This is a genomic window from Bacteroides sp. AF20-13LB, assembly GCF_003603065.1.
Lineage (GTDB): Bacteria > Bacteroidota > Bacteroidia > Bacteroidales > Bacteroidaceae > Bacteroides > Bacteroides uniformis.
Genome location: NZ_QTMH01000011.1, coordinates 2,467 through 27,640, shown reverse-complemented (window position 1 = coordinate 27,640; position 25,174 = coordinate 2,467). Strand labels below are relative to the sequence as shown.

Genomic DNA, 25,174 nt, shown 5'->3' with positions numbered 1-25,174 from the left:
AAAGTTCCCCACGAAAGAATGTATGCCGCATGATAGGCCAAGTAAATGCGAGGAGCTATTTACAACGGTTCAACTATCACAACCAGTCGAAAGATTGGTCTATTTTTTTCTTCTCCCCTTCCTTGATTTCCCTTCAAAGCCTTATATATGAGAAAAGTATATAAGAGAAATAGAGAATAGAAACATAATTACTAACAATTTAAAACTAAGAGACATGGGAAATTTAATTAAAGGATTGAAGGTCGCAGCTTATGTGGCCGAGATTATCGTGGCAGGTTCCGTAGTAATCGAGCTTGCAGAAAAGTATTGTGGCAAATTCGGAAAAAAGAAGATTGCCACGGGTGAAGTCAAGGCCGTTGATGCTGCGACTGAAAACTGATAGTACGTCTGATGAATGGATTATGACAAGAAAGCGGACGTAATAATAACCGTATTGGAGGTAGCAACTTCAATACTCAAAGGAATAAAGAAGCTAAGAGGTATATTCATAAAAGCAAAGAAATGACACCTCTTGGCTTTTTGTTTTTTCATCGCATTTTATTAACCGACTAAAAAATAACAAGAGTATGGAAACAATGACTAATGAACTTACTGTCATTCCAAGAACAATCGGAATGGTAACAAGAATGATGGATGCAGTTAATATCGAAGATGCTGTAATCGTATCTGAAGAAGAACAGAAAGAGCATCCTAATTTTATTGAGAGTAACACTTCGGGTATTACACTTGAAGAACTTGAAAGGAACTGTATTGTCCCTAGTTTTGGGGATAACCAGCTTACAATCAGCCACCAGAAATTTATCCACCAGGTAGAGGATGCCGCGAAAGTATATTTTACCGGAGAGAACTTTGGTAACACGGAAATCAGAGTATCACATAAAATCCTGGGCAGGGTTCCGGGAGCATTGACAAAAAGGAAAGAAGAGCTTAGACCGGAGGACGAGACCATCTATTATCAACGTATGGCTTTCTGTTTTCATATCCGTTCCATGAGCAGAATGATGAACGGCGAGGAAGTACATTTATGTATCGGAGGTGTAAGAAGCCTGAACGAGGAAAACTTATACGCCCGAAAATCACCCGAGAAATTCAAGATCTTTATCGGGTGGAGGGTTCGTGTGTGTTCAAATCTGGATAGTCACCTCATCCGGCTTCAGACTGTTTTGCCCGATTATCCTTATGATCGACTTGACCTCATTGAGAAATATGCAGGCTTCACGGGAACAGACTATATTTCCATCCACTATTTTCCTTTCAAAATATCCGTCCCTTCTGTAACGTTGTATCAGTTCCCCACACAGTTTCTCCGCAGTCTCACCGTTCCTCATCTGCCTCTCCTTCAATGTCGGCTCCACAATCACATCAGGATCCCATTCCAGTTTATAGTAGGGAATGTTGGCGAATTGAGGTATGTAGTCAAGGTAGATGTCAGGGACAGGTGTAGCGGACAAGTAACAGATACGTTTCACTTCACTGTCAAGCCGGATGAGAAAATTCATGTCCGTACTGCCCTTGAACGTCGCATCGCCCATAAGACATTGGAACTCATCGACCACAAAGAGGCATGAATCCAGCATATTATTTCCTCTAAGGACACCAAGAACCTTGTCCGATGAATCCAGTGTAACCAGTATCTTGGCAGGTCTCATTGGCAAGGGGGTAAATGGTGTGCTTCCATGATGACAGTCCAGGTACGAATCAAGATCACGCATCATTTGGATTATTGCTTGTCCTCTATTACCACTGAATGGGACATGGAAGTGAAAACTGTCGGGATATTGTCTGTGCTTCTCTTTCAACACCTGAAGTCGTGGCGAAATTATTACCACAGGAAAGTTCGAATCGAGAAACAGGGATGTACCACCACAACCGGTTACAGTCTTGTTCAGGATAAACTTACCATCCAATGGCAATTCCCCATTCAAGAGATTTTCATAATCACTCATATACCTGCAACCTTTCGGCATACTAATTGATATCATATTATTTATATTATTATCCATAATTGTTTTATTTTTGTTTATACTCATTTCATATATAAAGGTTTGCAATGTTTTTATATACCCTTTTTACACTTCGATGAGTAAACGGAACGCATCAATATTTTTCCTTATGCAATCTATTTCTTTTAAGTAAAATCTCTCATTTTGACAAAAAAAGTTGCATGAAACTATTGTATATCTTTCTTCTTTCGTTTGTTGTAGGCTCACGCCGCCTGAGTGGGTATTATAATAAAATATGCAGTATATGTATAATAAACTTGCCTCCGGTTAACTCACAAGGTGTTATTTTGCAATATTTTTCACCTGTATCCTTGACATATGGATTCTTTATTGGCTTTGACGAAATTTTAAAGGAGAGCTTATGCAGCATCTCCTTTATCTTTCCAATCAGTCAGTACATTCTCAAGTCCAGCACTTGGCATTGGATTTGACTACCACTTTGGTAAATTTCTGAAGTTCGGTTATCAATGCCTGCACTTCATTCCTTGTCGGTTCGGGAAGGGTAATGTCCTGTCGTGAGTTCCTGCCGATATTGACTTGTACAGGAGAACACATGCTGACAAGTTCAACCATTTCGGGCAAGTCGAATTTTATCAGAGGTTCACAGGTCACATAGGTTCTCATTCCAAGGCTCGCCAGTTTTTGCATGGCTTTGGCACGTTTCCGGGTACCTGGAGCATTCCTTACGATGTCCGGATAAAAGACATTGGTTTCAATGGTCGTGCACAAAACCGATTTCTTCATTACCGGATGCCCTATGAACTCCAAGAAACGTATGGGGTCCTTGGATTGGAAAAGATAGTTATTATCAAACTTGTCACAATAATCCAGAACCCGGGCAATCCAGTCCGAAGGTACGTCGAAAGCCCATGCGTCCGTTCCGCTACCAACGAAAATAAAATTGCCGTTACCCAGGTTTACTTCCAGTTCCTTGGGGTCAAACCGTATAGGAAGCAGACCATCGAATTTTTTCATGTAACAATAGGGGCAGTCATGAAAACATATTCCTTTTATTGCATTCCACGTGTGGGTAACAAAAGGATACATGTTACCCCGGCTTTTTGTCAGTGCCATAATTGTTTTTTTAAAGGGGTGATTAAATCAGTGTATTGTAAATATCAATGTTCCGAAGTTCTTCTCTTCGGTCTTATAGGCGTTGCCCACATGGCTTCTGATTTCCTTTTCATCCATTGTGTCATCTTCCCAGCCATCAATGAAATACTCAGTAGCCAATTCCTCGTCAACACCCCATTTGCACATCCAGCAGGCTAACCTGAAGATGCAGTTTCCCCTGTTGCCTTTTTTCCAATATTCAGGATTGTTCCTTTTCCAGTGGGAGTTCATGATGCTGATGATGCTTTTGTCCGACACTGTTCTTGTCCCGGATGATTGTGGCATCTGTACCTGTGGCTTTATGGTGGGGACATAAGGGTACGGTTCAGGATTTGGATTGGTCCAGATGTCAGGATCGTAACTCAGATAATTTCTGCGTGCCAGGTCTTTACAGCTTGCATCATTTCTGTTTGCCACATAGAATTTATCCAGTAGCTGTCCATACAAATCTTCATGTCTGGCCGGATCTGTATTGTCATGCAAAACCAGAGCCTTCAGTCCATTTCCACTGGGTGTAACAAAAACACTCAGGACACATTCGGTTATCATCAGCTTGTTCCGTAACCGGATCATTTCATCCGGTGTTGCTATATGGTCAAAATCCAATGCCGTCACACGCGAGTATTCAATCAGCCCCGCACCGTTAAGTTCCCTGAATGTACCGTTATAGGCAACAGCGGGCAGGAGTCTGGCTTTCCATTTCCGCATGTCACCTGGAGCTACACTTCTGATATGCTCTATTGCCTGCTTCAATGTATAGTCTCCAAACTCATTGTCATGCAATTGCATGTCTCCCGTGCGAATCATCTGTATAACATCTCCTAACTCAGGATAAGCCAGGTTGTACTTTGTCCAATTAATCTTTTCTGTCAATGTCGTTTTCATATTCTTTACCATAGACTTTATTGCTTTTTTATCCATCTGAGATTATCAGCCGCATTGTTGGACATGTCGCCGTCAATATGCTCCACTTCCGTATAGGCCTTCGGATCAGGATTGACCAGGAATGTCTCAGCAACGAGGAGATCGACATAAGCCTTCTCCCCGCCGATGATGATGTACTGTCTGCCGTTTGCCTCCCCGAATACCGGTACATTGCCTCCATTTGCGGATGATGGCATTGCCAGACCGGTACGGGAACCTCCTTTTTCAAGGCTTTTTCTGACATCCGACCATAACCTGTATTTCCTGATGTCCCTCATGCCCCGTGAATACAGACCTTCATACAGGTCACAGAGGAAGTCCACACTGTCATATATCCCCAGTTCATAGGCCTTCTCGAACCATCCTGTCGCTTCCTTGTACATTACGGGAGTCCCAAACAGCCCTTTGAGGCGTATATGCCCCATTGTGAAAGCCGACAGTCCGTCACCTGAATCCGCAGCCTGTCCGAGTAACCCGATACCTTTCCCTATATCCTGCGGACATCCCTGCCCTTCCAGGTATATATGGCCCAGATTGGCTTTGGCTGTGGGGAATTTATCTGCAATACTCTCTAGAAGAGCGATTGCCTTGCCGGTATCATGCTTTACAGCCATCCCTTTCAGGTAATATATGGCAACGGCGTTGATTCCATATACGAATCCCTGTGTAGCCGAACGGTCATACCATAGGAAAGCCTCGTCGGCATTTCCCTTATCCTCATAATACAGACCGGTTAGATACTGAGCCTCTGCATCACCTGCCTGGGCCTTTTCCAAAATTCTTTTTGTTTCTGTTTTCATGTTTCTTTCATTTTTGAAATTGAACATTTTTTTAAAATCACACATGTAAGGATTTCGGGGTTTTGTCAGACGGCAGTTTTTTATGTGTGTAAGTTGAAGTGGGAGAATATGCGGATGATGGTCCGATGGATTTGTCCGGCAATCGTTTCGGTATGTCAAGACTTTCCGGTAAAGTTATCAGATGAAGATGATAGCCAGAACCGAGGGAGTGAGTGTTAGTACGGTCTAGAGATTGAAAAAGATGTTCGGGCTGTAGAAATAATGATGAGGACTATATATGTTTTAAAAACAGCTGATTTTTTTTACTGACGTTTCCGCGGCCGAATAGTTTCTTTGCGGTGCCAAACGAAAAATGTACCAGGCTGATCTAACGGAGACCGAATGGCGTATATAACAAAAGTGTTAAATTTGCAGGAAGAGTAAAATATGATTTGTAATGCTGTATTTTTTAGTTAAGACTAGTTGTCAATGGCATATGCCTCTTTTCGAATTCCCAAAGTGACAGTTGTTTTATCACCACTATCGTAAATGAGGTTCTTTGTCGGAGTTGGGCTTATTGTTAGAGAAATTACGTGAAGATATACGTGTGAAACATAGCATGGGACCAATTGTAAATAGTATCGTGGACAATCAAAATGTCAAAGGGGAACAATGCTTCCTTGAACGGTGTTGACGGGAATAAAAAGCAAAAGGCATAAAACGTAATATCATAGTAGATAAAAATCTTTTTCTTTTAACTATTAGAATACGTACTTTTGATAGTGTAGTTGTCTTAATATAAGATATTGCTAACAATCATTACTAAATAATACTAAATATGAAACACTTATTCTTTGCTCTTCTGTACTTTTTCGCAACAGTGGCAACGGCCCAAACACTGAGCGAGTATCCTGATTTTGAAAGATATCAAAAGGATAATGAACGCATCATTCAAAACAAAACTTATCCGAAAGTGATTTTTATCGGAAATTCCATTACCGACGGATGGGCTAGCAAACGCCCCGTTTTTTTTACAGGTCATCAATTTTTAGGTCGTGGCATCAGCGGTCAAACCAGTCCGCAACTCCTGCTCCGCTTCCAAAAAGATGTGATTGACCTTAAACCAAAAGCTGTTGTCATCAACATCGGTACGAACGACATAGCCGAAAATACTGGTAAGTACAGCATCGAATATACGGTGAGTAACATCAAATCAATGGTAGAGTTAGCCAAATCACATAAAATCAAAGTGTATCTTTCTTCGGTTCTTCCGGTTGATGTGTATCCTTGGAGAAAAGACATTACGGATGCAGTGAAACAGATTTATGAGCTGAATGTGCGGATCCGGCAACTTGCCAAAGCAAAACATGTACACTACATTGATTACTTCAGTGAAATGAGCAAAGAGAACGGAGGCATGATTGATGAATATACGTATGATGGTGTCCACCCTACAGATAAAGGATATGAGGTTATGGAAAAAATCGTATTGTCTGCCATCAAATAGCCACAGATACAAACCGTTATTATGGACTCTCAATATTCAAATGGAATGCAAGAAAAGGGGGGGGATTCTATCAGTCATTTTAGACAAGTTTATGATGAACTGTATCCTAAATTGATGGTTCATGCATGTAAATTTGTTGATGAAGAGGTTGCTGAAGATATAGTACATGATGTATTTGTCGCTTACTGGGAACAACATCATATGATTGTTTCCAGTAGGCTGGCCGCCTTTCTATTCAAAGCCACGCAAAACAGTTGTCTAAACTATCTGAAGCACCAAAAGGTAGTGGAGAACTACCGGGAACAGTGGCAACTGGCCATTGATCGTTGTGAATATTACAACCAGAAAATTGAATCGACTGTTTCGATGTCTGAAACGAATGAGGAGTTGAACTATAAGTTACTGGAAAATGCAATCAGGCAATTGCCTCCCAGACGTGCGGAAGCTTTAAACTTATTCTACTTCGAAGGGAAGTCACAAAAGGACATAGCCAATCAGATGCATGTGTCCTTACGTACGGTACAGACACACCTTGCCCAAGCCATCGCGGAATTGCGCAAGTCCTTGAGGCATGTCGGAATTTGGATTGCTCTAATGTTGAATTATATATTACTGTAATATGGATTTAAATGTATTAAAGCGTTTTTTAAATCATTCCGCTTCGGAGGAGGATTACAAAAAGATCAACAAATGGAGAAGGGAAGAACCTGCTAACTCGACTTTTTTGTTCTCGTTGGAGGAAATCTGGTCGAAAAAAGAAGAAGCCAACTATGCAACAAAGATACATCTGAATGCATCTTACCAAAAGATGATAGAGAAGATGATGAGTAGATCTGAATCCAAAATTAAGGAACAGGAGACATACAATACAACACAAAAAAACGATATCCATAAACCTAAATCATCACTCTTCCTAAAAATAACTGCATCAATAGCAATTGTATTGTCAGTAGGGTTGGGAACGTTATATTACATGGAGGTTACACGACCGGTTGGATTTAATACGGTAATTGTCCCCAACTCGCAGACAGCCAATTTGGTATTGGAGGATGGTACACACATCTGGTTGAACTCAGGTAGCCGGTTTACTTATCCCACCAAATTTGCTAGGGGTTACCGTACGGTCAAACTGGCAGGTGAGGCTTTGTTTCAAGTGAACCGTGATGAACACAAGCCGTTTTTGGTGGAAACGGAGAGGTTGAAAGTACGTGTACTGGGTACTACATTTAATGTGAAATCGTATTCCGGTGAGGATCCAACAGTTCTCTTAAAAGAAGGGCAGGTGGAAGTGTATACTGATAAGAATAAAAATATACGGATAAAGCCCAATCAAATGCTGACAGTCTCTCTCGAAACGGGTCTGAGTTCGATTCGTGAAATGGATGCTTCTACGGCTGGTACGTGGCGGACGGGGGAACTGATGTTCCCCGGGGAAACACTGAAGACCATTGTGTTGGAATTGAAACGGAAATTCGACAGGGAAATTGTCATTGAAGATCCTTCGCTTGAAAAAAAACGGTTCTTCTGCCACGTGCATAGGGAATCGACCTTGACGGAGGTCTTGGACCTGTTGCAGGAAAGTGGGCAATTGACGTATCTGGAAAAAGAACATATATTTATAATAAGAAAGGAGGACAATTAACAGAAAAAGAAGAAAAAGAAAAAGGATTGCAAATTGTTGCAGCAATTCACAATCCTTGTCGTCGAATAAATTAATTAAAGATTAAATCAATTACTCAGTTACAAATTTATGAAAAATCCAACCAGTTATTTCTATCTAAAAGAATGCGTAACTTTTTTTAGTAGATGGAATAGGAACTCTTGCAGTTTTGTGCTTTTGTTAACATTTTTATTCCTATTTAACGGAGTACTTGCATTGCATGCTCAAAATGTTACCATTTCACTGGATGTGAAAAACAAAAGCATCACGGAGGTGCTATCAATCATTGAAAAAAAGAACAATCTGTTTTTTACTTATGATTACAATCTGTTCAATCCCAAGCGAAAGATTTCGGTGTCTTTAAAAAATAAAAAGATTGAGGAAATCTTGAAGGTGGTTTTCAAAGGGGAAAATATCGGCTATAAAATTAAGGGAAAGAATGTGGTGTTGTATAAAATTGATTCCAAAGTGTCGAAAGGACAGCAGAGGAGTGCCAAAAGGATTTCGGGGATTATCCGAGACCTCTCTGGTGTTCCTATCATCGGCGCTTCCATTGCTGTGGAAAACGGTGCCGGTGGTACCATTTCTGATTTGAATGGTAAATTCTCTTTGAATGCGCACGAAAACGACTTGCTGACGATTTCGTACATCGGTTTCGGCAAGAAGGAACTGAGAGTGAAGAAGGATTATTACGAAATTACGCTGGAAGAGGATGCCAATCTAGTTGATGAAGTGGTAGTTGTGGGGTATGGTACGCAGAAGAGAGGTAACTTGACGGGAAGTATTGCTTCGTTAAAGACCAAGGAGATCAATACGACTGTGAGCTCCAGCCTGGCGCAATCTTTACAGGGTAAGATGCCGGGATTGCAGATAAGACAGCAGAATGGTGAGCCGGGTACTTTTAATTCTATGATTAACATCCGCGGCTATGGAGAACCTTTGTATGTCATCGATGGTATTGTACGCGATGGTAGCGTTGAATTCCAACAATTGAATCCTAGTGACATCGAAAGTGTTTCGGTGTTGAAGGACGCTTCCGCTGCAGTATATGGCATGAATGCCAGTAATGGTGTGATTGTGGTGACTACGAAGAGAGGGGAATCCCACCGTCCTCAGTTTACGTATTCGGGTAATGTGGGCTGGCAGAAGGTTACTGACCGTCCCCTCATGGCCAATGCGGCCCAATATCTGGAAATGTACGATGATGCGATTTTTTATAGAGACGGGGTGCATAGTATTACCAATGAAGAACTAAATAAGTGGAGAGCTGGCGGACCGGGTTATGAAAGCACGGACTGGTACAATGAAACCATGAAAAAAGCCAGTTTGAGACATAATCATAACTTGTCTATTGAGGGTGGCAATAAGATTATGAAATACTTCCTCAGTTTCAGCTACTATGATGAAGACGGTATTTTCAAGAGTGGGGATATGGGTTATGACCGCTATACGTTCAGAAGCAATGTTTCTGCCAAATTGAACCGTTATCTGACAACGGATGTGATGGTTTCGGGCCGTTATGGCATGAGGGATTTCCCGGGTGGTGATGGCTTTATATGGATGTACAAAGGTACCATCATCAGTCATCCGAACGAACGTCCGTATATTAACGATGACCCGGCTTATCCGGCGAATATCTACAATCAGGAAAATCCGGTGGTGATGTCACAGAAAAAGCATGCAGGGTATACGGTGGACAAGAACAAATCGCTTCAGTCGGCTGTTTCGCTGACTTATGATGCGCCTTTCTTGAAGGGACTGCAGGCGAAAGGCACCATTGCCTATGACAGCTATAGTGTATTCAATAAAAATTTATGGAAGAGTTATCGCATTTATTCGTCCGATTTGAATTATCAGTTGAAAAACAAGCCGCGTATTGCCAATAATGTGGAAGATGCAGACCGCATTGTGTTGCAGGCGCAGGTGACATTCGACAGAACCTTCCTGGACAAACATCATGTTTCGGCATTAGTTGCTTACGAACAGAAGAAATATGAGAAGAAACACTCTTACTTGAAACGTGAATATGATTTTTACACGACAGATGTGATGGATTATGCATCGGGGGTACAGACGAATAGCGGTACGGAACATGAAGAGACAACTATGGCATACATCGGTAAATTTAACTATGACTACATGGGTAAGTATTTATTTGAATATGCTTGCCGTTATGACGGCTCTTACCGTTATGCACCCGGCAAAAGATGGGCGTTCTCTCCTTCTTTATCAGCCGGCTGGAGAATCTCTGAAGAAAGCTTTATCAAAGATAATTTTTCGTTTATTGATAATTTGAAAATCCGTGGTTCTTATGGCGTCATTGGTGAAAATGTAGGAGAGCCATTCCAACACGTGATGGGTTTCACACCTAATGTGAATATTGGTTATGAGTTTGAAGATGGCAAGTTCCTGGGTACGATGGCAGCTCCGGGTGTGATCAATCGGGACTTTACGTGGGTGCGTTCGGAGATGTATAATGTGGGGGTCGAGTTTTCTGTGCTAAGAAACAAACTGAATTTTGAACTTGACTTCTATAAGAAACACAAGAGCGGAAAGTTGAAAATCAGAGAAGGCAACTTGCCGAATACGTTTGGTGGATCAATGCCGGTGGAGAATGTGGAAAGTGAACGTACACAGGGTTTTGACTTGACCATTTCTCACAAAAATCGCATCAATGATTTCTCTTACAGCGCTTCTTTCAACATGAATATTGCCAGAACCATGCATCGCACAGTGGATAAACCGGCTGCACGAAGCAGTTACGACCGTTGGAAGAATGGATATACAAACCGTTGGAATGACTTGGTTTGGGGATTCGACAAAGTCGGACAGTTCCAAAATTATGAAGAGATTTTACATGGGGCTATTCATTGCGACAATAGAGGAAATACGCAGTTGTTGCCGGGTGATTATATCTATGATGATTATAACGGTGATGGTGTGATCAATGGTTATGATACCAAACCGATATTCAGAAACAAGACACCGAAACTCTTTTATGGTTTTACGTTGAATGCACAATGGAAAAATATGGATTTGACAATGGTGTTCCAAGGTGCTGGTATGTACAACATCCGTTTCAATGAGGTATTCAGCCAAATGTTCTTCAACAATGGTAATTTACCTGCTTATTTCTTTGACAGATGGCATTTGGAGGATTCCTATGATCCTGACAACACCAATTGGGTGCCTGGTAAATGGCCTGCTAATCGTTTCTCTCAGGAAATGGGTTCTTCTTACCGCGATAGTCAGGCATGGAACATGAAAGCGTCTTATTTACGCCTGAAGAGCTTTGAAGTGGGTTATATATTGCCTAGAACATTTACTAAAAAATATGGTGTTGAAAATTTGAGACTCTATTTCAATGCATACAATCTCTTTACATTCACCGACTCGTTCTTGAAACAGTTTGACCCTGAAAAGACGGAGGGTGACTATGGTGCCGGATACAACTATCCTTTGACAAAGAGTTTTAATGTAGGCTTAAGTGTTTCATTCTAAATATTATACGTATGAAAAAGATGTTAAATTTTAAATATGTAATTGTGGGGTTCTTGCTCGTGTTATGTGGAGCTTGTTCTGATTTTCTGGATTTAGAACCAAAAAATAAAATACCGGGTGAAAGTGTCTTGTCGGATCCCAATGGTATCAAGTCGTTTCTAGCTGATCTCTATTATGGTTCACCGATTGAAGATTTTGTATATATGCCTGCTGCCGGATTTAACGCCAGAGGGAATACTGGTTCTTTGACGTTGGCGCAATATGCGCTGGAAGCCATCCATTCGGAATGGCCCAACTGGAACCAATTTGCCAATGACTGGTGGAATAAGGGGTATTTTTTGAACAGAAATATCAATCTGCTGATGACGTATATTCCCAATTTGGATATTTCGGTAGAGGAAAAGGATGCGTTGATGGGGGAAGCCCATTTCTTAAGGGCGTATACTTATTTTGGTTTGGCGAAGCGTTATGGGGGGGGTATCCATCATTACGAAGTATCAGGAGTTTGAGCCGAATACGGATAACTTGAAGGTACCTCGTAGCACAGAAAAAGAAACGTGGGATTTTGTGATGGAGGAATGTGACAGGGCGATTCGTCTGTTGCCGGAAACCAGAAACAATCCGAGTGAAGAGAAGCGCAGGGCGACGAAGTGGACGGCGTATGCTCTGAAGTCAAGGGCAGCATTACATGCAGCTTCTGTAGCTAAATATTGGGACAAGGCTCCGTTGGAAGGGGAAGCGGTGGATAAGAATTTTGTTGGTTTGGACAAGTCAGATGCCAGCCGTTATTATCAGGCTTGCATAGATGCTTCTAAAGCTATCATCGCTTCCAATAGGTTTGGGTTGTATAAGGCGCATCCAGGTAGTGTGCAAGAAGCGATTGCTAACTACAGAGCGCTTTTCACAGATCCGAATGTGGCTGGTGAAGAGGCTATTTTTATCAAAGGCTATGGAGCTCCGGGTACTCGGATTGCACATGATTATGATGCCTGGAACAATCCGAATCAGAATGCGGAAGGATTCCCTCACAGAGGTAGAACCAATCCAATTCTTGAGTTGATTGACTTGTATGAGGATTATACCAATCCGGGGCATGCTGCTCCGATCATCACTACGGAAGATGGAAAGGTGAGCGATAATGAAGGCTATCGTCCGTATGTTGCTTATCGCCATTTTGATTCGCCGGAGGAAATCTTCAAGCATAAGGATGCCCGCTTTTTTGCTTGCATCACATATCCGAACAGTGTGTGGAAAGGGAAGAAGATTGTAATCCAGGGGGGGGTGATTAAACCGAATGGTGACTTGATGAGTTCACCGGGTGCTTGTGAACATAATGGTAAGACGTATTATACATTCGGTGCTCAATTCTCGAAGGATTATTCGGGTTTTGACGGTACACCGAACTGTACGCGTACGGGGTTCTTGATGCGCAAATTCTTAAATGAGAACCTGACCGTGACCAAGGAGTTGCAGTCGACTACCGACTTTATGGATTTCAGATACGCCGAAATCTTGCTGAACTTTGCGGAAGCGGTTGTTGAAAAGGGTGAAACGGATGGTAATTTGCTGGATATGGCCAAGAAGGGACTGAATGACTTGCGTAAGAGAGCAGCTCATACTACAGAGGTTGACTTGACTCTTGATAATGTGTTGCGCGAAAGGAGAATTGAGTTGGCTTTTGAAAATAAGGGTTACTGGGATTTGATTAGACGCAGGGATTTCCATTCGGAATTCGATAACCGCCGTAAAATGGCGTTGGTGCCTATGATTGATTTACGAGGGGAAAAGCCTCAGTATATTTTTGTGCGTAAGTTTGTACCGGGTGCAAACTCTTGTACTTTCCAAACGCATCATTATTACAGACATATTCCTGGAACTTCTACCAATGGTTTAACTCAGAATCCAAAACACTAATTTAACAATAGCAACTATGAAACGTAACATTAAAAATATGGCTTTCGCTTTGCTGACATTGTTTGCAGTCACTTCCTGCGACTTGTTGGAAATAGACAACTATGATGGTCCGAATGCTACCATTGAAGGCAAAATCTTAGACATTGAAACTGGCGAACTGGTTGAACAGGATATTATTGACGGGGCACAAATCGAATTTATCGAACATGGGTTTGAGAATCCTGAAACGCAATACATGGTAATTAAGAACAATGGTACGTATCGAAACAACGTGATGTTTGCAGGTTCGTATACGATGAGTCTGATGCGTGGTAACTTTGTGTCTGTCAAAGATCAAGAAGTTGTGGTGAAAGGTAATACGGTATATGACTTCAGAGTGCAGCCTTACATCCGTATTAAAAATGCTTCCATTCAAAAAAATGGTAGCAAGGTTGTGGCTAAGTTCCGTCTAGAAAAGACGGTTGACCAAGAGGTGGCGGAAGTGGCTCTTTACGGTCACCGTGAACCGAATGTTGGCGAACCACTCAAGGAGTTTGTGGTAAAGCAAGGTGTGGATAACTCGTACCTTGGCAATGAGTTTACATTGGAATTGGACTTAAAACATGAAAATATAAAATCCGGCACGCAATATTACTTTAGAATTGGCGCAAGAATTAACATTGGCGGTGCGAAATTCAATTACGTTCCTGCAGTAAGACTAGCTTTGTAAGATGAAGAGACAATTACTCACTATAGGCTCTTTATGGGTCTGTTCTCTACTTTTTGCACATCCTTGTTCTTCGGGACAAGAAATGCAATGGATCGATCATGTTGAAATGTATACGTCTAAACGTCCACCGGTGGAAAAAAGACTTTTCCGGTCAGAAGTCGTCGAACGGGTTATTGAGGAGACGGTCACTCTACTGAAAAATGAGAAGCTCAAATGGATGTTTGCCAACTGTTTTCCCAACACATTGGACACGACGGTGTTTTATGAATCGGAACCGGAGGACGACACTTTTGTGGTAACGGGGGATATTCCGGCAATGTGGCTTAGGGATTCTTCCGCCCAGGTGTGGCCTTATCTGATGTACGCCAATGAGGACGAGCGGTTGAGGAAAATGATTCGGGGGGTGATTCTACGACAGTTCAGATTAGTTCTGCTGGATCCGTATGCGAATGCGTTCTACCGTGATCTCTCTGGAAAAGGGGAGTGGCAAAATGACAGGACACCAATGAGAGGGGGAATTCACGAAAGAAAGTGGGAAATCGACTCGCTGTGTTATGTTGTTCGTCTGGCTTATCATTATTGGAAAGTAACCGGTGATGACAGCGTTTTTACAGCGGAATGGATGCAGGTGGTTGAATCTATCCTGACAGTTTTCAAAGACCAGCAACGGAAGGAGAATCGGGGTAATTATTCGTTTTTACGTGTGACGGACCGGCAGTATGACACGTTATCCAACGATGGATATGGAAATCCGGTCCGTGCCAACGGACTGATTGCCTCTTCTTTTCGCCCTTCGGATGACGCGACTGTTTATCCGTTCCTGATTCCTTCCAACTTTTTTGCTGTGACCAGCTTGCGTCAGATGGAGGAGATCCTATTGAAGGTGAACAAAAACAAAGCAATGGCTCGTGCGTGCAATGTGTTGTATATGGAAGTGGGCGAAGCGTTGAAAAAACATGCCATACACAAGCATCCTACCTATGGAAAGATTTATGCTTTTGAAGTGGACGGATACGGCAATCAGCTCTGCATGGATGATGCTAATATTCCCAGTCTGCTGGCTTTGCCCTACATCTGCGATGTGAAGCCCTCGGATAGGATTTATCAGAATACGCGAAAATATCTGTTGAGTCTGGACAATCCGTATTTTTTCAAGGGCAAATATGCCGAAGGCATCGGTGGCCCTCACATAGGAATGGACATGGTGTGGCCCATGAGCATAATCATACGTGCCATGACGTCGGAGAACGATGAGGAAATCAAATTGTGCGTTGCCATGCTGTTGGCTACGGATGCTAATACAGGCTTTATGCATGAGTCTTTTCACAAAGATCAGCCTGAAAAGTTCACACGTTCGTGGTTTGCCTGGCAAAATTCCTTGTTTGGTGAATTGGTTCTTAAGATTATTAGAGACGGAAAGTTACATCTTTTAAATGAATTATGATGAAAAGGATTTATATTATAATACTACTCCTATACTGCTGGGTCTCGTTTTTACCGGCACAGGATATATGTTCTCCGGTACGAGAAGGTTATTTATCAATGTCTGATGAGAAGAAGAAGCTGACCGTTCTCTTGTCAGGCGCTTCTTTTGCATCCGTGGATAACGGTTGGTTTGAGTTGGGGTGTGAGGCGTTGCGTGCGAAGGGAATCAACCGGGCCATCGGAGGAGAAGCCATTGCGGATGTGGCGAACCGAATGTCACGTGGCGATTTGTATTCCCGTGAGGAATTGGACGAGGTGGATGTCTTCGTGATTATGCAGGTACACAACCGGGATGTGTATGCCCCGAATGAGCTGAAAAAGGACTATCACGAATATGCCTTGCCTTTTACCCGTGGGAACTATGCGGCCGCTTTTGATTATGTAATCAAGAAATACATATCCGATTGTTATCAACTTCAATTTGACAAAGGTTCGAAGTATTACGGTGTGAAAGGGGGGAAGCCGGCTGTGATTCTGCTTTGTACCCATTGGCACGATGCACGCGTGGTGTATAATGAATCTATCAGGAAACTCTCCGACAAATGGGGCTTTCCACTGGTAAAATTTGATGAACAGATTGGCTTTTCAAAGACCGTTGAGCATCCAGAAACACACCGACAAACGAGCACTCTCTTTGCCGATGACACAGAGTGTATTGATGGGGTTGAGTATGGATGGCATCCCAACCGGGGTAAAGACTGTTATATTCAAAACCGTATGGCTGCTGTTTTTGTAGCCCAAATACAATCCTTAGTTCTGTAAGAAAATGAAACATTTATACTTTTTGTGTGTTGTGTTTGTTTTTTTATTCGCAGGGTACGCCCTCTCTCAGGGATCGAATAAAGAACATAACTTGACTCCCGTTGACTATGTCAACCCTTATATGGGCAACATCAGCCATTTACTAGTACCCACTTATCCTACGATTCATTTGCCCAACAGCATGTTGCGTGTATATCCCGAACGGAGTGATTATACAGGTAGTCAATTACATGGATTGCCGCTCATCATTACCAGCCATCGGGGCACTTCGGCCTTTAACCTTAGTCCTTGCCAAGGAGAGCCGTTACAGCCGGTCGTAAACTATAGCTATGACCATGAGAACGTCAAGCCCTACTATTACGAAGTGTTTTTGGATGAAGAACAAATTGAGGTCAAGTATGCGCCTTCACGTCAATCGGCTTTATACCAACTCCGCTTTACCCAAACGGACAAACCGGCTTATCTCATTGTGAATTCCCGGCACGGAAAAGTTCAGGTAGCGGAAAACCATATCAGTGGTTACCAGCATTTGGATAACAACACTCGAGTCTATCTGTATTTGGAAACTGAGCAGATGCCAGTACAATCAGACATGCTGGTGGATGGGAAATTGAGCCGTACGACGACTGCAGAAGGTCACAATGCGTGTGCGGTGTTGGCCTTTGCAAAACAAACTGAGTATGTGCGTGTAAGATACGGTATTTCATTTATCAGTGAAGAACAAGCTCGCAAAAACATGGAACGTGAATTGTCCGGTTATGATGTGGTGGCACTGGCTGATAAAGGGCGGAATATCTGGAATGCTTCCTTGGGCAAGATAGACGTTAAGGGAGGAGATACTGACAGTAAGCGGGTATTTTATACTTCTTTGTACAGGGTATTTGAACGCCCAGTCTGTATCAGCGAAGACGGGCGCTATTTCAGCGCGTTCGATCATCGGGTACATAATGATTATGGTTTGCCTTTCTATACAGATGATTGGATATGGGACACATATCGTGCAGCCCATCCATTACGTGTACTTATCGATCAAAATACGGAGTTGGACATCATTCGGTCCTATTTGCGTATGGCAGAACAGATGGGAACGATGTGGATGCCTACTTTCCCGGAAATTACAGGAGATTCTCGACGAATGAATTCTAATCATGGAGTGGCTACGATTGCAGATGCGGCTGCCAAAGGAATCAAGTTTGATTTAACCAAAGCATACAATGTGTGCAAACGTGCTATTGAAGAGAAGACATTGGCTCCTTGGTCAGCAGCAACCTGTGGCTGGATTGATCTGTTTTATAAAGAAAAGGGGTATATCCCTGCTTTGCAGCCTGATGAAAAGGAAACTGATCCGAATGTACATTCCTTCGAAAAACGTCAATCTGTAGCCGTGACACTCGGAACGGCGTATGACGAATGGTGTCTGTCACGCATCGCTGAAATGCTAAATAAGGATGAAGAAGCTGCCTACTATCGTTGTCGTTCGTTTAATTATCGCCATATTTACAACAAGGAAACGTGCTTTTTCCATCCAAAGGATAAAAATGGCAAGTGGATTAGCCCATTTGATTACCGCTTTTCTGGTGGTCAGGGTGCCCGTGAGTATTATGGAGAAAATAATGGTTGGGTGTATCGTTGGGATGTGCCGCATAATATTGCCGACCTTATTGAACTGATGAATGGCAAGGAACAGTTTGTTGCCAATTTGGATCAGATGTTCAATGAGTCTTTGGGAAAAAGTAAATTTGATTTCTATTCTCAATTACCCGATCATACTGGCAATGTGGGACAATTCTCCATGGCGAATGAGCCGTCTCTGCATATTCCTTATCTTTATTGTTATGCTGGTCAGCCTTGGAAAACTCAGAAGCGTATCCGCCAGTTGTTAAAGATGTGGTTTCGCAATGATTTGATGGGCATTCCTGGGGATGAAGATGGAGGGGGCATGTCAGCCTTTGTTGTCTTTTCTTCTCTCGGTTTTTATCCTGTCACTCCGGGACTGCCTATTTATACCATTGGCAGTCCGATGTTCAGTGAGGTCCGTATCAAGTTACATAACAACAAGTTTTTCACAATTATAGCAGAGGGGGTGTCAGATGAAAATAAATACATCCAGTCGGCCACTCTCAATGGCAAAGAATTGAATCATGCCTGGTTTGCACATGAGGATTTGATAAATGAAGGTGTATTGATCTTGAAAATGGGAAACAGACAAAATAAGATGTGGGGTATCGATTGTCCACCACCCTCTCATGGGCTGAAATAAAGAAGTTGTAAATTATATCAACGACTATCCCAGTTCTGATTTTAATTTTACTATTGGTCAAGGTTGGGTTTATGTTTATTTATGACTGATTCCAATCAAGATTTATACATAGTGGTATGAGTTTGGGTTAAGAATATATGGGTATAAGCCAATAAAATTTTGGTAACCATGTCATATTACGGATATTCCCAAACTTTTCATTACTCTTTTTTTGCTCTCTGTAATACGTAACATGAGAGGGTGCTCTCCGTTTGATAACACTTTACTCTTAAAACAAATCACTGAAACCTTGATACTCATTGCTTTAAAGGTTGTGCAGCGGTTTACACTATGGTTTACACTAACCTTGATTTTGTCCCATTTCTACTGCTAAAATCAGGAAATGTATAAAAAGAAAAAGTGCCGATAATCATTGGATTACCAGCACTTTACTCAGTCGGGATGACAAGATTCGAACTTGCGACCACACGCCCCCCAGACGCGTACTCTACCGGGCTGAGCTACATCCCGAATTGCGGTTGCAAAAGTAGTGCTTTATTTTTAAATAGCAAATAAATCGCTGATAAAATATATATGGACGCATCCTAATATTGTCATATCTTGCTTATTATCATCTATATATGTGCATGCTTTAAGTCTTTATTTAGACATGGTTCTAAATAGTATCCCGTGTGTTTCGGTGGTTGTTTTGTATCCTACACAGTGCAAAATACATGCAAAAAGCCTCGTTTTATTGCAATAAAAAGCGTCTAATCATCCCGAAACCTTAATCAAACCTTAATCGAACCTTAATCGAAAAACAGGACGAACAATTGGGATGCAAATAGACTGCAAAGTTAATGTAGGTTAAAGTCTGTCTCAATTTCGCCATGTTTTAAGTGCCCCTCCTTGTTGAGCCATTGCAATGATGTAGTTTTAATCATCGGAATTATCTATCTTTGCATTGAGCGAGAGTGAAGCTCTATACTTTATTCCTATGTAAAGTATAAAATAATTTCGTCGGCCATATAACTTAAAAAGAAAAACAACAACATGGCAAGGACAAAAATCGTGCTTTTCAAAAGCAACATTAGAAGGGACGGAAGCTGCCCCGTCTGTTTAAGGGTGGCAAAAGAGGACAAAACAAAGTACATCGACTTGCAACTGTCGGCAACGAAAGGACAATGGGATGAATTGGCATCCCGATTTAAAAAAGACAAGCGTGTCAATCCTAACTACGAAAATTACAATGCGTTGCTGAACCGTTATGAAGTTCGAAAGGATGAAATCCTACAAAAGTTCATGGAGGAACGGGTAAACTGGACGCTTAACCAGTTCGAGGAGGAGTTTCTTGGTATGTCAAAGCAGGGTAAGGTTTATGACTACTTCATGCGACAGGTGGAAAACCTAAAAGCCACAAGGCATATCGGTAACGCAAAGGTCTATGAGCGTACTTTGCATATGCTGGCAAAGTATGATGACAAGATTGAGGAACGGCTGTTTTCCGAGTTGGATGTAAAGTACATCAATCGGTTTAACCTTGAAATGGAAAAAGACGGCTGTTGCGGAAACACCCGTAAATACTACCTCAAAACATTGAGGGCGGTTATAAACAAGGCGATAAAAGAGCGTGAAGCCTCATCAAACACCTATCCTTTCGGTAAGGGTGGCTTTGAAATCGGTAAGCTGGCAGAGGAAACAGCCAAACGCTACCTTTCACCACATGATTTGGAGCTGATAAAAAACTCGCCTCAACAAAATCCTGTGTTGGAGTTGTCCCGTAGGATGTTCCTGTTTTCCTATTTATGTTTCGGTATGAGTTTTATAGATGAAGCCATGCTGACTAAAAACAATATTGACACGTTTGGGACAGAGGAGCATATCGTTTATAAAAGACAAAAGACACAAAACGCTAAAAATGCAAAGCCTATAACAATACCTGTAACCCCTGCCATAAGAGAGCAGTTGGAATGGTTTAAGGCAAATACTGCTTTGACAGGCAACTATTTGCTGCCAATAATAACAAGGGATTATGAGGGGGAACAACTGTATGACCATATCCGTAGTCGTTACAAACGTATAAATGACGGTTTAAAGCAATTAGGCAAGTTGCTCCGTATTCGTATGAACCTGACTACCTATGTCAGCCGTCATACAATGGCCATGACCTTACAAGGCAATGATGTCCCCCGTGAAATTATCAGCCAAGCGTTGGGGCATCGTAATCTTACAACGACAAACGTATATCTTGACAGTTTTTCAACAAGCGTATTAGACAGAGTAGCTAAAATCCTTTAATTATGAGTATGGCAATAAATATGCCTTTGGGCGGCTTGATAGACAAGTCGCTCAAAGGGGAAGCCCGTTTTGCGCATGAGGAATGGTTGCGCACCTATGTAAAAAGACTGACGAATGGTAATAAGACAAAGCTAAAACAGGCTTTAAATGAGGTGGATGAGGCTATAAACCAATGGCGGGACGGCTTCTTCATATCCACTTATGACGAAAAGTTATCAGCCGTCCGACAAGGCAAACTAAACATGGACAGCCAAGAGTTGGAAGATGTCTATAACGAGGAAACCTATTTGCAAAAAGAGGGTAAAACAGGTTTGGTTGCAGATTTCCTGTATAATTCCATAGCTCAATACGGCTTTATCAATGAACATCACCGTGATGCAATAGAGAGCGCATGGATGTTTCACGACATGGAGTTTTTACAACAGCAATGGGAGTATTACGCTTTGGCTCAAATAAGGTCGTTACGGGCAGTTATTGTTTCCATGCTGGGAACAGTACCAACGATACCCGAAACCGAACCACAGAACGCCAAAAGAGAGCCAAAACGGATAGAAGATTATCCCGAAGTGTTTGATATTACACTTTGTTGTGAGCTTACGAACTATGCAAAGGACACTATTTACAAGTGGACCCGTACCCGTGAAATACCTTGTCATCGTTCCGGGACAAACGGGCGCAAACTTGTGTTCAAGCGTGACGAAATCGTAGCGTGGATGACTGCCCGAAAGCAGGAAACCAAGGACGAATTTATAAAACGAATGGAAAGCCAGTTAGCTGCACGGCTTCGTAAATAGTTAATATGCTTTATTATGTATAACTTTCTATATACATTCCAATCTCACAGCCATGTATGACAAAATCAAATTAATACTATATGACCTGCCAACAGGGTACGACTGGCAAACAGTCCTGCAACGTACAGTTGTAAAGGACTATTTTGCCAATGGTACGGGTGGTAAGGGGTATTGGCTTGGACGTAGGGTCATAGCCACTGAAACGTATGTGTCATTTGAGGGCAGTCTTCCTAAATGTCTGTGGGGACATAATCTAAAGACCTTGTCATTAAGGCAGGTCAAGTGGCTTATAATGAAGTTGAGCAAGGACTTGGGTGTACCTATGTATAAGGCAGTGGTGGAGTCTGCGGAGTTTGCACATAACTTTAGCATGACAGAGCCTCCTATTATGTATATGCAGAAGTTGGACGCCATGAAGAAATTTAGACCTAATGAGTGGAATGGTACTAAGTACATAGAGGACGAAGAGGTGCGTTGCAAGTTTTATGATAAGATACAGGAGGCAAAGAAGAAGCGTGAGTTGCCTAAATATGGAAGAGAGAACTTGCCGAGAAATTTATTGAGGTACGAGGTGACATTTAGCACCAAAGGACTGAATAGGTTGTTTGGTAGGGATATAGTGGCAGAGGAGCTTTGGAGTAAACAGGTATTTTGGACGCTGGTTGCAGAGTGGTTTGGATATTATGAGGATATGGTGAAACTGCCTAATGACTGTTGGGATGTGGATTACCATATTTTTGAGAGCGCCAAAGACTTTGCCAAGTGGTGTATTTGTATAGCAAATGCCGACCAAAACCTGTCTTATTATGTGAAGCACGTCCTTTTTAAACTTCGGGCAAATCCGCAGCCAGCCGACCGTGTCCTACATGGGCAAATACAAAAGAAAATCCAAGAAGCGTTGGAGTGGGGCAAAAAGCATTTGGCTCTCCCTAACCTGACCTTGGAACTAACAGGCAAAATAGAACAATATCTTGCTGGGCTGTTGGAGCAGTCGGCAGACGGTATGAGCGTCGCAGAGGAACGACGAATATTCAATACCGCCTGTTAGTCCTCTCTCTAATCAAGTAAGGCTTGGTAATCATCATAGGGTGTAAACTTCACTTCCTAAGTTTACTCTTCGGGTGATTATCAAGCCTTATCTTTTAATAGAGGGGGCTATTGGTCGTGCACAGCCAAAAACTTATCAGATACAATAAAAGTGTTCGGTGGGGTGTAATAATGGCTTAAACGCTCTAATACGAGGTTGCTTAATTCTATGTGATAAGGTGGTTATGCTCGGTCGATAGAATCCATGCAGGTGGTAAGTAGAGAGGATGTAACACTCTCAAATCTTCATTCTATGATGATAAACTTATGTAATGACAGGGTATTACGTCATAGAGGGCTTGCAATGTGGGGGACAAAAATGTCATGCAGCACCTAAAAACGAGTGGAATGTAATCGAATGGTAAGGTCTGTTTGAGGTCGTGGGTATGATGATGAGGCTGTTTCGAGGCATCCATAAGAGGTACGACATTTCAAAATGCAATAGCCTCATCGGAGTTCCTTCTCTAAAATCTTGTGAACTATCAATAAATGAGTAAATTTGTTCCACGACATCCCTAAAAACGTTTGTAGAACGCTGGATTTTAGTTATATTTGTCCCGCTAACAGGTTAAAGACCTGTTGGTGACATATTAATTAAAGGATGCGTTTAGCTTTATCCCGTATTTAGAAATCTGGACAATTTCGAACCACACGGGGATAGACGATACAAACGCTCATGCTAATCTTGTATATATCAGTGATATATATGGCTTGGCGTGGGGTGTCGTTTTATCTCGTGTGGTGGGTTTGTCCAGAACCTCTAAAACAGATAATTCTAACAGCCTCACGCTATCTTTTTATATAAACCTTTCCTGTCGGGGCTGTGGAAAGTAAATCACAGTATTATGAAAAGAACTTTTCTTATTGTACTTTCTCTTTGTGCTATGTTGATTGGTAAAGCGCAAGAAAGACCCGTTTTAGACCTTTCCAATAATAATTGCCGTTTTGAGGTGGGCTATAATAAAGTAAAAACAATCTGTACGGGAGCGCGTTCTATCGAACAATTACACGACCTGTATAATATGGATGTTTGCAGTTACTACAATCTAACCCAATATGATACAGAACTAAAAAGGAAGACATTTGCAAATTCAGAGGACGGCAAGACATTGCTTGAAACAATGAAAAACATAAAAACTAATTTAAATGCAATGAAGCATTATTATATCTTTCCTTTTTCGGCAAATATGGGGTGGGACAAAGCGTATAATTTAAAAACAAAGACGTTCGACTTTGGATATGTCGTTGACGAGACAGGTTTTCTTCCCGTTAGCGGATATTTGAACTTTCCTCAGTTTGCTATTAAATGCACTCCTAAAATAAGGCAAACCGTACAAAAAAGACAAAGCACTGACAGGGCGAGTTATTTAACAACTATAAAAATACCAATGACGGAGAGCGAGGCTTTGGCTATTGAGGAGCATATTGCCGATTTGGCATTGGCTGTTCAGTTTACTATACAAGGTTGGGGTGAAACAAAAAGGAAAATAAACTTGGGCGGTGCTGTATTCATCACAACAACCTGCGTAAAGGCTGTATCACCTAAAATATATATCATCGATAAAAACACCAATGAAATTTATTTTGAGTTATAACTCTTCAATGCAATAATGCAAAATCCACATAGTAAAAGGCAATAATCGGATTAAATAAACCAAGTTTCCCGAAAACCTTATTCGTAGGATATTCGTAGGTAAAAAATAAGGAGTTAAGTGATTACTTAACTCCTTGATTTATATGTTGTTGTAATTTTATTATCGGTAATCTTATTCAATTCCCCCAGACGCGTACTCTACCGGGCTGAGCTACATCCCGTCTTTCTTTGAATTGCGGTGCAAAGGTACGTATTTATGGGGATTCTGCAAATTTTCTTCCTCTTTTTTTGTATTAATAATGAGTTTTTTTCTTTTGATATGCGTAATTTGTTGTTTAGTAGTTGATTATCAGCTGCTGTGATGTTGATTGTTGTTTGTATTTGTTTATATACAGTCTACTTTAATATTTTAGGAAAGTTTTAGGGAGAAAACGTGGCAGAAATTAGGTATATATTTTCTTCTGTTAATCAGTGTTAAATAGGCGATATTTTTATGAATCTATTTTTCTTCTTTTGAGAAATAACCCTATATTTTTGCTGCACTAAAAAAATGTGATATGGCAACTGGAAAATCCAGTGTAAGCTGCCCCCTAAAACCAAGCGATTCTGCCCCCTTGTGCTAAAATAATCCTACCCCCTTGATTCCAATATAAAAATACCCCTGCTTGGCAATGCCCGGCAGGGGATTTTTCGTAGATTTGATTCCCGTCTTGACCGGTGGGATAAAATCATTTCTACTATGACAACAAAGATAGCAAACATCCTCCAATGTTACGCATTGGGGATGGGGATAAAGCAGATAAGCA

General features: G+C 41.7%; 20 protein-coding genes, 1 tRNA gene and 1 pseudogene. 16 read left to right on the top strand and 6 right to left on the bottom strand.

From position 1 onward, the window contains the following. Positions 1-214: 214 nt before the first annotated feature. Positions 215-379: a hypothetical protein gene (locus tag DWX62_RS22020; protein WP_005824152.1), complete on the top strand. Its 165-nt coding sequence runs from the start codon at positions 215-217 to the stop codon at positions 377-379. A gap of 187 nt (positions 380-566) precedes the next feature. Continuing rightward, positions 567-1,568, top strand: coding sequence for a DUF3871 family protein (locus tag DWX62_RS22330; protein ID WP_005824146.1), 1,002 nt, complete (start codon positions 567-569; stop codon positions 1,566-1,568). Between the two features lie 837 nt (positions 1,569-2,405). Here the strand turns inward: DWX62_RS22330 and DWX62_RS14375 are convergent. Genes DWX62_RS14375 through DWX62_RS14365 form a run of 3 tightly spaced genes read right to left on the bottom strand, consistent with a single transcriptional unit; the run spans position 2,406 to position 4,840 of the window. Beyond that, positions 2,406-3,077 carry a hypothetical protein gene (locus DWX62_RS14375; RefSeq protein WP_008665713.1) on the bottom strand — a complete coding sequence of 224 codons (672 nt, stop codon included), beginning with the start codon at positions 3,075-3,077 and terminating at the stop codon, positions 2,406-2,408. A gap of 27 nt (positions 3,078-3,104) precedes the next feature. Then, entirely contained in the window at positions 3,105-4,001 is an 897-nt protein-coding gene (locus tag DWX62_RS14370) for a BT4734/BF3469 family protein (protein WP_227238988.1), read from the bottom strand. Between the two features lie 17 nt (positions 4,002-4,018). Further along, positions 4,019-4,840, bottom strand: coding sequence for an SEL1-like repeat protein (locus tag DWX62_RS14365; protein WP_016274150.1), 822 nt, complete (start codon positions 4,838-4,840; stop codon positions 4,019-4,021). Between the two features lie 817 nt (positions 4,841-5,657). Here DWX62_RS14365 and DWX62_RS14360 point away from each other — a divergent pair. From DWX62_RS14360 to DWX62_RS14320, 10 genes are all read left to right on the top strand, one after another. Beyond that, complete coding sequence (locus DWX62_RS14360) at positions 5,658-6,326, top strand: GDSL-type esterase/lipase family protein (RefSeq protein WP_005824132.1); 669 nt, start codon at positions 5,658-5,660, stop codon at positions 6,324-6,326. A 21-nt stretch (positions 6,327-6,347) separates the two neighbouring features. Further along, positions 6,348-6,944 carry an RNA polymerase sigma-70 factor gene (locus tag DWX62_RS14355; protein WP_005824130.1) on the top strand — a complete coding sequence of 199 codons (597 nt, stop codon included), beginning with the start codon at positions 6,348-6,350 and terminating at the stop codon, positions 6,942-6,944. Between the two features lie 355 nt (positions 6,945-7,299). Then, on the top strand, positions 7,300-7,968 hold the full coding sequence (locus tag DWX62_RS14350; protein WP_229031936.1) for a FecR domain-containing protein: 669 nt from the start codon (positions 7,300-7,302) through the stop codon (positions 7,966-7,968). Between the two features lie 267 nt (positions 7,969-8,235). Next, positions 8,236-11,487 (top strand): TonB-dependent receptor, encoded by a 3,252-nt coding sequence (locus tag DWX62_RS14345; RefSeq protein WP_227238993.1) that lies wholly within the window; start codon positions 8,236-8,238, stop codon positions 11,485-11,487. Positions 11,488-11,498: 11 nt separating this feature from the next. Beyond that, complete coding sequence (locus tag DWX62_RS22325) at positions 11,499-11,996, top strand: RagB/SusD family nutrient uptake outer membrane protein (RefSeq protein ID WP_262715211.1); 498 nt, start codon at positions 11,499-11,501, stop codon at positions 11,994-11,996. Continuing rightward, positions 11,956-13,401, top strand: coding sequence for a RagB/SusD family nutrient uptake outer membrane protein (locus DWX62_RS22320; RefSeq protein ID WP_279387163.1), 1,446 nt, complete (start codon positions 11,956-11,958; stop codon positions 13,399-13,401). The genes DWX62_RS22325 and DWX62_RS22320 overlap by 41 nt, the downstream gene beginning before the upstream one ends. A gap of 16 nt (positions 13,402-13,417) precedes the next feature. Beyond that, entirely contained in the window at positions 13,418-14,110 is a 693-nt protein-coding gene (locus tag DWX62_RS14335; protein ID WP_005824122.1) for a DUF3823 domain-containing protein, read from the top strand. 82 nt (positions 14,111-14,192) lie between these two features. Next, positions 14,193-15,554, top strand: coding sequence for a glycoside hydrolase family 125 protein (locus DWX62_RS14330; RefSeq protein WP_005824121.1), 1,362 nt, complete (start codon positions 14,193-14,195; stop codon positions 15,552-15,554). Between the two features lie 98 nt (positions 15,555-15,652). Continuing rightward, positions 15,653-16,357 (top strand): DUF5040 domain-containing protein, encoded by a 705-nt coding sequence (locus tag DWX62_RS14325; RefSeq protein ID WP_227238996.1) that lies wholly within the window; start codon positions 15,653-15,655, stop codon positions 16,355-16,357. A gap of 4 nt (positions 16,358-16,361) precedes the next feature. Then, on the top strand, positions 16,362-18,617 hold the full coding sequence (locus DWX62_RS14320) for a GH92 family glycosyl hydrolase (protein ID WP_005824115.1): 2,256 nt from the start codon (positions 16,362-16,364) through the stop codon (positions 18,615-18,617). Positions 18,618-18,794: 177 nt separating this feature from the next. Here the strand turns inward: DWX62_RS14320 and DWX62_RS14315 are convergent. After that, positions 18,795-18,917 (bottom strand): annotated as a pseudogene (locus DWX62_RS14315) (Arm DNA-binding domain-containing protein); the annotation flags it as partial. Positions 18,918-19,053: 136 nt separating this feature from the next. Further along, a tRNA-Pro gene (locus DWX62_RS14310) sits at positions 19,054-19,127 on the bottom strand. 522 nt (positions 19,128-19,649) lie between these two features. On the opposite strand from DWX62_RS14310, the gene DWX62_RS14305 reads away from it, so the two are divergent. The 4 genes from DWX62_RS14305 (at position 19,650) to DWX62_RS22145 (ending at position 24,369) form a co-directional block, all read left to right on the top strand. Further along, entirely contained in the window at positions 19,650-20,894 is a 1,245-nt protein-coding gene (locus DWX62_RS14305; protein WP_117688902.1) for a site-specific integrase, read from the top strand. Between the two features lie 2 nt (positions 20,895-20,896). After that, a complete protein-coding gene (locus DWX62_RS14300; RefSeq protein ID WP_117688901.1) occupies positions 20,897-21,688 on the top strand; it encodes a helix-turn-helix domain-containing protein in 792 nt (263 codons plus the stop codon). A 52-nt stretch (positions 21,689-21,740) separates the two neighbouring features. Continuing rightward, complete coding sequence (locus DWX62_RS14295) at positions 21,741-22,736, top strand: phage/plasmid replication protein (protein ID WP_117688900.1); 996 nt, start codon at positions 21,741-21,743, stop codon at positions 22,734-22,736. Positions 22,737-23,619: 883 nt separating this feature from the next. Continuing rightward, entirely contained in the window at positions 23,620-24,369 is a 750-nt protein-coding gene (locus DWX62_RS22145; RefSeq protein WP_008764216.1) for a hypothetical protein, read from the top strand. A gap of 618 nt (positions 24,370-24,987) precedes the next feature. Here the strand turns inward: DWX62_RS22145 and DWX62_RS22140 are convergent. Beyond that, positions 24,988-25,174, bottom strand: a 187-nt coding sequence (locus tag DWX62_RS22140) for a hypothetical protein (RefSeq protein WP_207806024.1), incomplete at its 5' end; no start/stop codon positions are given.

What these genes read in the sequence shown, in the direction of transcription:
- DWX62_RS14325 (WP_227238996.1), top strand. Translation starts at nt 15,653, where the DNA reads ATGTCTGATGAGAAGAAGAAGCTGACCGTTCTCTTGTCAGGCGCTTCT.
- DWX62_RS14295 (WP_117688900.1), top strand. Translation starts at nt 21,741, where the DNA reads ATGTATGACAAAATCAAATTAATACTATATGACCTGCCAACAGGGTAC.
- DWX62_RS22320 (WP_279387163.1), top strand. Translation starts at nt 11,956, where the DNA reads ATGGGGGGGGTATCCATCATTACGAAGTATCAGGAGTTTGAGCCGAAT.
- DWX62_RS22330 (WP_005824146.1), top strand. Translation starts at nt 567, where the DNA reads ATGGAAACAATGACTAATGAACTTACTGTCATTCCAAGAACAATCGGA.
- DWX62_RS14355 (WP_005824130.1), top strand. Translation starts at nt 6,348, where the DNA reads ATGGACTCTCAATATTCAAATGGAATGCAAGAAAAGGGGGGGGATTCT.
- DWX62_RS14375 (WP_008665713.1), bottom strand. Translation starts at nt 3,077, where the DNA reads ATGGCACTGACAAAAAGCCGGGGTAACATGTATCCTTTTGTTACCCAC.
- DWX62_RS14305 (WP_117688902.1), top strand. Translation starts at nt 19,650, where the DNA reads ATGGCAAGGACAAAAATCGTGCTTTTCAAAAGCAACATTAGAAGGGAC.
- DWX62_RS14330 (WP_005824121.1), top strand. Translation starts at nt 14,193, where the DNA reads ATGCAATGGATCGATCATGTTGAAATGTATACGTCTAAACGTCCACCG.
- DWX62_RS14335 (WP_005824122.1), top strand. Translation starts at nt 13,418, where the DNA reads ATGAAACGTAACATTAAAAATATGGCTTTCGCTTTGCTGACATTGTTT.
- DWX62_RS14365 (WP_016274150.1), bottom strand. Translation starts at nt 4,840, where the DNA reads ATGAAAACAGAAACAAAAAGAATTTTGGAAAAGGCCCAGGCAGGTGAT.
- DWX62_RS14350 (WP_229031936.1), top strand. Translation starts at nt 7,300, where the DNA reads ATGGAGGTTACACGACCGGTTGGATTTAATACGGTAATTGTCCCCAAC.
- DWX62_RS22020 (WP_005824152.1), top strand. Translation starts at nt 215, where the DNA reads ATGGGAAATTTAATTAAAGGATTGAAGGTCGCAGCTTATGTGGCCGAG.
- DWX62_RS14300 (WP_117688901.1), top strand. Translation starts at nt 20,897, where the DNA reads ATGAGTATGGCAATAAATATGCCTTTGGGCGGCTTGATAGACAAGTCG.
- DWX62_RS14370 (WP_227238988.1), bottom strand. Translation starts at nt 4,001, where the DNA reads ATGAAAACGACATTGACAGAAAAGATTAATTGGACAAAGTACAACCTG.
- DWX62_RS14320 (WP_005824115.1), top strand. Translation starts at nt 16,362, where the DNA reads ATGAAACATTTATACTTTTTGTGTGTTGTGTTTGTTTTTTTATTCGCA.
- DWX62_RS14360 (WP_005824132.1), top strand. Translation starts at nt 5,658, where the DNA reads ATGAAACACTTATTCTTTGCTCTTCTGTACTTTTTCGCAACAGTGGCA.
- DWX62_RS22325 (WP_262715211.1), top strand. Translation starts at nt 11,499, where the DNA reads ATGAAAAAGATGTTAAATTTTAAATATGTAATTGTGGGGTTCTTGCTC.
- DWX62_RS22145 (WP_008764216.1), top strand. Translation starts at nt 23,620, where the DNA reads ATGAAAAGAACTTTTCTTATTGTACTTTCTCTTTGTGCTATGTTGATT.